Genomic DNA, 3,281 nt, shown 5'->3' on the forward strand with positions numbered 1-3,281 from the left:
GCCGTTCTCCGCCTGCCGAAGGGCAAAGGCGATCTGTTCATTCGTAAAGCGCTTGCGAGGCATGGCATCCACCCTCCTTCAGGGTTCAGGATGCCCGAAAACCTTGCGCTCAGCGCGGACCAGTTTGCTGGGCCAGGGTCATGCCAGGTGACCGCGGCAGGTCAGTGGCGAATGTGATCATCGGTTTGTTGCGTCGCCTTGAGGGCAGCGCTGTCACGCCTGAGCATCTTTAAGACGCTTTTACAAGTGTACGGAAAACTTTTTTACCGCAATGCGACAAACGAGACATATGATCCAATGGGCACGCGCTGATAACAGTGTATCTACCATCCGCTGCCTTAGGTGTGTTTGTGTGGAATCGTGAACCCATAAAGTCGGCTTTGCGGAGAATCGTAAACCTGATGAAGCGCAAATCCGGAAAGGGTGCCAGATGATTATCGGCGTGCTTAATCAGAAAGGCGGAGTCGGCAAGATGTCCGTAGCCACCAACCTTGCCGCTGTCTGCGCCCAGGCCGGCAACCGCGTGTTGCGTGTCGATGCTGACCCCTAGGGCAGCTCGGTGGCCTGGTCCGCGGCTCGCGAAGGCGACCCGCTGTTTCCGGTGATCAGCATGGCCAAGCCGACCCTGCATAAGGATTTGCCTGAGCTGGCTTCCGACTATGACGTGGTGATCATCGATGGTGCGCCACGGGTGAACGACCTCGGTTGCGCCGCCATCCTAGCCAGCGGCATCGTCCTGATCCCGATTCAGCCATCGCCCTACGACGTGTGGACCTCTGCCGACACCGTGCAACTGATCAAGGAAGACCAGCAGTACAAGTAAAACCTCAAAGCCGCTTTGTAATTAATCGCAGAATCGTAAACACGGCAATCGGCCGCGATGTAGTCACCGCGTTGGAACAGTTTGGTTTTCCGGTTTTGAGCGCGGCTTTCAGTCAGCGAGTGAAATATGCAGAAAGTGCCATGCAGGGCCTGTCAGTGCTCGAAATCGCCCCCAAGAGCGAAGCCGCAGCTGAGGTTGCCTCAGATGGCCGCCGAGCTGCTGCAGATCAAGGGAACCAAGACGACCAAGTAGGAAAGGAAGGCCGCATGACTAAGGGGGGAAAATCCGGTGTTGTTCAAGCTGCCTACGTCCGAGCTTGCTACCGGCGCAGATGCTTGGATCGCCAATCGGGACGCCGGGCCGGTGAACGATTGGGAAGGGGGCAACGTGACTGTGTTGAAAGCCGTAGAGGCCGCGCCGGAGCCTGTTGCTGCGCCTAAGGAGAAGGTGTCGCGTTTCACGATCGACGTGCCGGAAAGCGTGCACCATCGCGTCAGGATGCAGTGCGCCGGCCGTGGCACCAAGATGGCTGACATGATGCATGAGCTGCTGGAACGCGAGTTTCCTGAGGCGTAATTCCGGGAAACCAGCTTTGCGATTGTGCGATTTTATGGGTTTACGATTGTGAGTAATTTGGTCCGTCTTCACCTCATGAACCTTGACAAGTTCGGGGCTTTGGGGCTGCACGAGAAAAACGCCTACCTACAGGAACTGGCCGACACGTTCTGCATGCGGACCGACCGTCCGCTGATCGAGTTGTCCAGAGAAGCCCTGAGCCGACTGAGGCGCTTCTACAGCCGTCGCAGCCTCGCCGACCTAAAGGTGGCCCCCGAGCCGGTGACAGACCTGGACATCGCCCTTAAGGCCCTGGGGGAGGCGGTCAAACTCAGCGAACGCCAACCGGACATTGTCGGCGCCCTGAAGGCGGAGCTGCCGCCGCCGGTCCTACGAGAGGCTCCCGAGGACGACTCGCAGATGTCGTTCTTCGTGCCAAGCATCTATGATGCGCCGCTCAAGGACGACGTTAACCTGATGGACGTGGCGCCGTTCTCCCTGGGCAAAGCCAAGCGGGGAGGGGAGATCCGCTACGAGCTCAAGGACTGCATCATCACCATCGACGGCAGCGCCTCAGCAGGCTTGGCGACGGTGTTCGACTATGACATCTTCCTGCACATGGTTACCAGCTTAGCCGAAGAGGCCCGCCGCTATCGCCTCGAGCAGGAGAAGGGCCTGCGCACCGACTTGCCGGCACGGGTCTACCGCCCCAGCACCTCGCACATCCTAAAATTCTGCCGGCGCAGCTCTGGCGGTAAACAGTACAAGGATCTGGAGGCCGCCCTTGATCGCCTCCAGGGCACGCGCATCAAGATCGTCAACCTGACCGGCGGCAGCCGGCGCGAGGTGGTGACGATGCCGCTAATTCAGACGTTCAAGGTGATCAGCAAGACGACCACCGGCAACATCGATCTGGTCGAAATCGGTATTCCGGACTGGGTCTATAACGGCGTCGTCCGCGAGAAGGGCAACCCACAGATCCTGACGCTCAATCCCGAGTATTTCCTGATCACCCAGGGTATCGGCCGCTTCATCTATCGGTTGGCCCGGCGGGCCGCCGGCAAGAGCGGCACCGCCCGCTATGGCATGAAGGAGCTGCACAAGCGCAGCGGCTCGACCCAGGGGCTGCCGCAGTTCAGCTTCCAGGTTCGTCAGTTCGTCGTCAGCACCCGTATGTTCCCATTCCCCGACTACGACCTGGAGCTAACCACAGGGAAGCGGGAAGAGATTCTGATCATGCGGGAGCGCAAGCCGGAAGAGGCTGATGTCCCGCTGGGCAGTGGCGCCGGCCTGCCAGAGCTTCCCCTAGCGTGAGCGCATTTTTGGCAGCCATTTTTGTCAAAACCGTACTTCGCCAATTCCGCCCGCAGGTATAGTTTTCTACGATTACCCCTGTGGATAACTTTTGACATTGCCGTACATCACCTATTCAAAACCGTACATCACCAATTAAATCCCGTACATCACCAATGACAAGCCGTACATCACCAATCGGAAGTTCGTACATCACCAATTTTTTCTATACCTAAGGCATTGATATAACTCAAAAGTTTTTGTCAGCAGCGCGGGCGCAAAAACCCTAAAACTTATTAAAACCTAGAAAACTTCTTAAAACAGGTGCGCCGGTGGATAACTTGCCACTTGCCTCGTTAGAAGAATTGACGCAGCCCAACACGATTCGATTTTTGTCAGACCAACTCTAGAACGCTTTTAGCAAAACAGTCCTGGGTCCTTTTTGCCATCCGGCAAAAACCCACTCCCTACCCAACGCGTCCGCCCGGCACGGCAAGCCGGAGATAGTCAACACTGATCACAAGGCAAGCAGTTCACCACCCACAACTTCACCAGTGTGCTGCTGAAGGCCGGGATCACCATCAGCATGGACGGCTGAATCGCATGATGC

At 57.3% G+C, this 3,281-nt stretch carries 2 protein-coding genes and 1 pseudogene; all 3 read left to right on the forward strand.

Annotated features, from left to right (window positions below):
- Positions 1–430 precede the first annotated feature (430 nt).
- Positions 431–1,020 (forward strand): annotated as a pseudogene (gene parA / locus MKK70_RS14830) (ParA family partition ATPase); the annotation flags it as partial.
- Between the two features lie 91 nt (positions 1,021–1,111).
- Positions 1,112–1,399, forward strand: a complete 288-nt coding sequence (locus MKK70_RS14835) for a hypothetical protein (protein ID WP_243948658.1) — start codon at positions 1,112–1,114, stop codon at positions 1,397–1,399.
- Between the two features lie 75 nt (positions 1,400–1,474).
- Positions 1,475–2,692 carry a replication initiator protein A gene (locus MKK70_RS14840; protein ID WP_243948657.1) on the forward strand — a complete coding sequence of 406 codons (1,218 nt, stop codon included), beginning with the start codon at positions 1,475–1,477 and terminating at the stop codon, positions 2,690–2,692.
- Positions 2,693–3,281 lie beyond the last annotated feature (589 nt).

It is taken from the genome of Methylobacterium sp. E-041 (assembly GCF_022829665.1).
Classification (GTDB): domain Bacteria; phylum Pseudomonadota; class Alphaproteobacteria; order Rhizobiales; family Beijerinckiaceae; genus Methylobacterium.

Coding starts and splice junctions, on each gene's coding strand:
- MKK70_RS14840 (WP_243948657.1), top strand. CDS start 1,475: ATGAACCTTGACAAGTTCGGGGCTTTGGGGCTGCACGAGAAAAACGCC.